The organism is Slackia sp., assembly GCF_977041755.1.
Map to the genome: position 1 here is coordinate 1 of NZ_CDRRGL010000108.1, position 5,906 is coordinate 5,906.

The window sequence follows — 5,906 nt, forward strand, 5'->3', positions numbered from 1 at the left end:
AATCCGTGTGCGGTGGCCCATTGACTCCTGTGCTCGGTTCGGCTCCGTGGGGCTTCGGTTCCTCGCGTTCGCATGGCGTCATGGTGACTTTTACGCACGTGTTGCCATTCGAAGGTATGTGGTTGGTACAATTCGACTAAAGAAAATGCCGCCGACGTGGGCGGCGCGTTTGGAAGAGGCAACTATGGTCGATGAGGCCCAACTGAGCAAGGCCGTCGCGGCGCTTACCGCGGGCAAGCCCGTCGTTTTCCCAACCGATACCGTATATGGGATCGGCATCGCCGTCGGTCTCGCGTGTTCTCCCGAGGCTATTTATATTGATAAACGTCGCGATCCCGACAAAGCTATTCCGTGGCTTGTTGGCTCTCCTGCGGCGCTTACGCGCTATGGCCGCGACGTGTCGCAGCTCGCGCACGATATGGTTTCGCAGTTTTGGCCTGGGCCTCTTACGCTCGTGGTGAAAGCGGGCGACAACGTGCCCGAGGCATTTCGCGGCGCGAACGACACCATTGCGCTGCGCATGCCGAACGATTCTGTCGCCTTGGAACTCATTGAGCGCGTCGGGTTCCCCTTGGCAACCTCGAGCGCGAATTTTCAAGGAAAGAAACCGCCCCAAACGCTGGCCGATGTCGATCCTGAATTTGCGGCGCAGGTGCCCGTTGTGCTTGGCGACGATGTTCCCCGCTCAGGCGTCTCGTCGACCATCGTCGATTGCACGCATGAGCATCCGCACATTCTGCGAGTTGGGGCTCTTACCGCCGATGATTTTAAGGAACTGTTGTAGCGCTATACCCGATGTTGTTGCGGTGACGTGTGCGATGTCGTTGTAACGCCATACGCGATTCCGCCGTGAATGCGTGCGCGATGTTTCCGACGATAAGGTCTCACCCTTTTAATCAAGAATAAGCGGATAGCTCCCGGTGCCCAGATGGAAAACGCGAGTAATTGCGAGGGAAAACGACGTTGGCTTCAATGGAAAATGAGGGCAATTGTCGCGAGGAAAAGAGGAAATCGACGGGATTTTTGAGCCAAATCGCCCGCATGTGGGCAAGGTTTCGGCAAGGTTGGCGCGCTAGAGTTGTCGCATGGGGCGCGGATGCGCTTATAAGCGGAATGGCGCGCTCGACTTCATACGATACGCTGCGCTGCAATTTTTGCTCGTGACGCCTTTGCTCCGAAGCTCTTGGCGGCTGCGTCTTTCCGCCAGAGCATCAATAGGCATGCGAAGGGGGGGTATGGTGGCAACTCTTGAGAGCGTCTCAGCAACGACCCCTGACTTTTTCTTGTCGATGACTCCCAATTTACTCTCTGTAGCGTTTCTCGCCGTTTTGTTTTATGCGAGCTTCATCGACATTCGGGAGAGAATCATTCCTAATCGAGTTGTGGTTGCCGGAATCGCGTTATGGTGCGTTTCCCTTCTCGCCCGGGTCGTAGGCGTTATTGAGGGGTGGCTCTTTGTTTACGAGCCATCAAGTGCGGTTGGTCTCGTTTTCAATGGAGCTACTTCTTCGTCCGCGATGAATGCTTCGCCGGGAAGTCCCTGTGAATTGGCTGACGCGTGTTCGTCGAACCTCATAGAGTCGATATTGTCTACGGCTACATCGAGCGTCATAGGGGCTTTCGGGGTATCGGCCTTCGCGCTTGGGTGTTCGCTTGCGGTCTCGTGCTTCCGTGGCGGCGAGCCGCTTGGCGCAGGTGACGTGAAATTGCTGTTTCCCATAGGGCTTTTTGCTGGTTTCGAAGGGGGTATCGCGGCGCTTTGCGTCGCATGTGTCGCATCGCTTCTCTATTGTGTGGCTCGGTTCGCGGTTGGCCGCCCGGCGCACGATTTCCCCTTTGCTCCATTTCTTGCTATTGGCTTTCTTGCTGTGAGCGGCATTGTGCCAATCTTCTTGGGAGGGGCACCGCTATGATTTCGAAAAGGCGCAAGCATAGCGACTGCCCCCATTTGATTGACCCCGTTCGATTGCTTTATGCGTCGTAGACGACATTTTCGTCAATTAGGCAAACGGCGATCGCGCGCATTTGAGCGAGCCGATCGGCATTGTAGAATGGATGGCACGTTGAATGGGCTGGGTGTCGAGAGATCGGCATGCCGGCTCTGTCGAAGGAGGTGCGCACATGAAAACGGCCACGTTGAAGTATCCGAGCGCCGATGGGAAAACGGCGATTCGCGCGCTCCTATGGGAGCCTGACGCAGCCGAGCAGCCAGAAGGCTCGGAAACCCCGGAGGGGTTGCGATATTCAGACGTTCGGGGCATCGTTCAGGTCGTGCACGGAATGTCGGAGCATGTCGTGCGCTACGCCCATTTCGCGAAATTCCTTGTAGAAAGCGGTTTCGTAGTGTGCGCGAACGATCACGTGGGGCATGGAGAAAGCGTTTCCGACGCGCAAGACCTGGGCCATATGCCCGCTCGCGATGGCGCTGAGGTTCTCGTTCGAGATGTGCACGCCTTGCGCGGCATTATGCAGGCGCGTTTCGGTAGCGAGGTGCCCTATGTGATGTTCGGCCATTCCATGGGCAGCTTCATTACGCGAAAATACATTTCCGAGCATGGAGAGGGCCTTGCGGCGGCGGTGCTCTGCGGCACGGGCCAGCAGGTGGCGGCGCTCTCGATGGCGGGCAATGCTTTGGCCAATGCGCTCGCGCGTCTGCGCGGAGAACGCTACAAAAGCGGGCTCTTGCATTCCATGGCCGACGGCGCCTATTCGAAGGCCGTCAAAAACCCGCGTACCGATTTCGATTGGCTCTCAACCGATCCGGCACAAGTCGACGCCTATATCAACGATTCAGAATGCGGCCAGATGTTCACCGTGGGCGGTTACGCCACGCTCACCGCGCTTACGGGCGAAGTGGTTCGTGCGGAAAGTGCGTCCAAGGTCCCCAAGGTTTTGCCGCTGCTCTTTATCGCGGGTGGGGAAGACCCTGTGGGTGATTGCGGGCGCGGCGTGCGGAAGGCCGCCGAAGAATACCGGAATGCCGGCGTGCAGTCGGTTGAGACGAAAATCTATGCCGGCATGCGCCACGAGATTCTCAACGAGCCTGGTCGCGCACACGTTATGGCCGATGTGGAAGCGTGGCTTGCAAAGCAAGGAATCTAATCTGCGCGTTCGTTTTATCGGGTGGCAATTTCCATTTTGCGGTGCAATGCGCCGCCGTGCATGCCTTTGGTTGCGATGCGAGCATGCAAGCAAGCATCTCATCCGAACGCATGTGCGCGGTTGGGGCGTTGCCTTTTGCGGCGTTGTTCGCTCGCGAACGCGTGACGGTTCGCGTTACAATTGCATCGTTTGCAAGAGTCGTATTGCGCCGCCTGCGTTTGTGGCGGCTTTAACGATAGGAGAGTTCTATGCATCGTTTGACCGAAATCGCCGCGAACGGCGATGTAGAGGTTCAGCCTCGCTACCAAGCAGCGGCGCTTCGTCGCTTGGCCGCATATGAAGATATGCACCAAGATTTGGAAGGCCAGCTGGAAAACGTGAACGAAAAGCTCGCCGATATCGAGGAGAACGGCTCGGCCGATCCTCAGGCGCAACAGCTGTTCGCCCAGCAAATCGCCATCAAAGCGACGCTCGCAATGTACGAGGCCTACGGAATTTCCTAATCCGTCCGTCGTCTTCTTCATTCGAAGAAAGCCCTGAGGCCACAGCGGGCTACCGCTCACTTTGTTCGCTATGCGCCCGCTTCGCGGTGTTTCGTATTGGAATAAGGAATACTTGAACACCGAGGGCCTCGAAGCTTCCTTCGGATGAAGAAGACGACTCCGTTTATGCTGGTGAGCGCGTTTGCTCGTCGCCTGGGGTGCGGTTTCGGTAGATTCCGCACGAGCCGAAAGCCACTAAATGTGGCTTTCGTGCGAGTCAGGACTTGACCGAGCCGAAACCGCATTCCAGGCGACGAGCAAAGAGAGGATTCATGTCGAAAAAATACGTTCTTGCGCTCGACCAAGGGACTACGTCGTCGCGCGCCATCTTGTTCGACCATGCGGGCCAGCCAGTCGGCATCGCGCAGCATCCCTTTCGTCAGATTTACCCGAAGCCTGGCTGGGTCGAGCACGATCCGCGCGAAATCGCCTCATCGCAGCTCGGTGTAATAACAGAGGTGCTCGTGTCTTCGGGCGTATCTCCCGAAGAAATCGACTCGATTGGCATTACGAACCAGCGTGAAACCACGGTGGTTTGGAATCGCGAGACGGGCGTTCCCATTGCGAATGCCATCGTGTGGCAATGCCGTCGTACGACCGATATCGTCGAGGAAGTGTGCGCGCGGCCGGGTGTTCGCGAGCTTATTCAAGCAAAAACGGGCCTCATTCCCGATGCGTACTTCTCGGCGAGCAAAATCAAGTGGCTGCTCGACCATGTTCCCGGGGCTCGCGAGGCGGCCGAGGCCGGCAAGCTTGCGTTCGGCACGGTAGATACGTGGCTCATTTGGCAGCTCACGGGTGGAGCAGTGCATGCGACTGACGTGACCAACGCGAGCCGCACGATGCTCTTCAATATTCATACGGGCGAGTGGGACGAAGAATTGCTCGAGTTGTTCGACGTGCCCGCATCCCTTCTTCCCGAAGTGCGTCCCTCGTCGGGCGACTTTGGAATAACGGCCTGCGCCGCGGTGCCTGCTGGCATTCCGATTCGCGGCGTTGCGGGCGATCAGCAGGCGGCCTTGTTCGGCCAGTGCTGCTTCGATCCCGGTCGTGCAAAGAACACGTATGGTACGGGTTGTTTTATGTTGCTCCATACGGGCCATACCGCCGTTGAATCGCAAAACGGCCTCGTAACCACGGTCGCCGCAAGCGCTCCTGGCGCCGACGGGCTCGAATACGCCCTTGAGGGCAGCGTGTTCGTGGCGGGCGCTGTGGTGCAGTGGCTTCGAGACGAACTCGGCATTATTCAAAACGCTGCTGAAAGCGAAGACCTTGCGAACAGCGTTCCCGATTCTGCGGGCGTTGTGGTGGTTCCGGCGTTCACGGGCCTCGGCGCACCATATTGGGACTCCGAGGCGCGTGGTGCGATTTTCGGCCTTACGCGGGGCGCGAACAGGGCGCATATCGCCCGAGCGGCACTCGAATCCATGGCGTATCAGGTTGCCGATGTCGCGGCGACCATGGAACGCGAATCGGGGCATGCGATTGACCAGCTCAACGTCGACGGCGGGGCATCGGCGAACGGCTTTCTGATGCAATTCCAGGCCGATATCCTCAATGCCCAGCTCAATCGCCCCAAAGTGCTTGAAAGCACAGGCTTGGGAGCTGCGTTTTTGGCGGGGCTTTCCACGGGATTCTGGGAGGGCACGGCTGAATTGCGCGCCATGCGCGAGCGCGACGATCACTTCCGCCCCGCAATGATTGAGGCAGAGCGTGAAGAAAAGCTCGCCAACTGGCACGCGGCGGTTTCTCGGGTTATGATTCACGAGTAATGAATATCGGCGGCATGGCCGCGCGAAGAAAGGATTGTCATGGCAATGAAAATCTCCATTGGCAGCGACCACGCAGGTTTCGAGCAGAAGCAAGAGCTCGCGGCGTATCTGAGAGAGCAGGGCTACGATGTTATCGACCGCGGCCCCGACAGCGACGATCGCGTCGATTACCCTGATTATGCAGCCGCTGTTGCGCATGACGTGTCTAACGGCGTGGCCGACCGCGGCGTGCTCGTATGCGGCACGGGCATCGGCATGGCGCTCGCGGCCGACAAAATCGTTGGCTGCCGTGCTGCGAACATCATCAACGTGCAGTTTGCCGAGCTGTGCCGTCAGCACAACGATGCGAACATCATCACGCTTTCCGGTCGTTTCGTTGAACTCGACGTGAACAAGCAGATCGTCGACACCTTCCTTACGACCAAATTCGAGGGCGGCCGCCACGCTATGCGCGTGAAAAAGATCATGGACCTCGACGCCGACGTGAACA

At 58.0% G+C, this 5,906-nt stretch carries 6 protein-coding genes; all 6 read left to right on the forward strand.

Annotated features, from left to right (window positions below):
* Positions 1-184 precede the first annotated feature (184 nt).
* Complete coding sequence (locus ACWI8T_RS07580) at positions 185-784, forward strand: L-threonylcarbamoyladenylate synthase (RefSeq protein WP_449138497.1); 600 nt, start codon at positions 185-187, stop codon at positions 782-784.
* A 451-nt stretch (positions 785-1,235) separates the two neighbouring features.
* Positions 1,236-1,913, forward strand: a complete 678-nt coding sequence (locus tag ACWI8T_RS07585; RefSeq protein ID WP_449138498.1) for a hypothetical protein — start codon at positions 1,236-1,238, stop codon at positions 1,911-1,913.
* Positions 1,914-2,121: 208 nt separating this feature from the next.
* Positions 2,122-3,102: an alpha/beta fold hydrolase gene (locus ACWI8T_RS07590; protein ID WP_449138499.1), complete on the forward strand. Its 981-nt coding sequence runs from the start codon at positions 2,122-2,124 to the stop codon at positions 3,100-3,102.
* 248 nt (positions 3,103-3,350) lie between these two features.
* Positions 3,351-3,605, forward strand: a complete 255-nt coding sequence (locus ACWI8T_RS07595; protein WP_114615399.1) for a hypothetical protein — start codon at positions 3,351-3,353, stop codon at positions 3,603-3,605.
* Positions 3,606-3,916: 311 nt separating this feature from the next.
* Entirely contained in the window at positions 3,917-5,416 is a 1,500-nt protein-coding gene (gene glpK / locus ACWI8T_RS07600) for a glycerol kinase GlpK (protein ID WP_419086020.1), read from the forward strand.
* A 39-nt stretch (positions 5,417-5,455) separates the two neighbouring features.
* On the forward strand, positions 5,456-5,906 hold a 451-nt coding region (gene rpiB, locus ACWI8T_RS07605; protein ID WP_449138500.1), incomplete at its 3' end, for a ribose 5-phosphate isomerase B.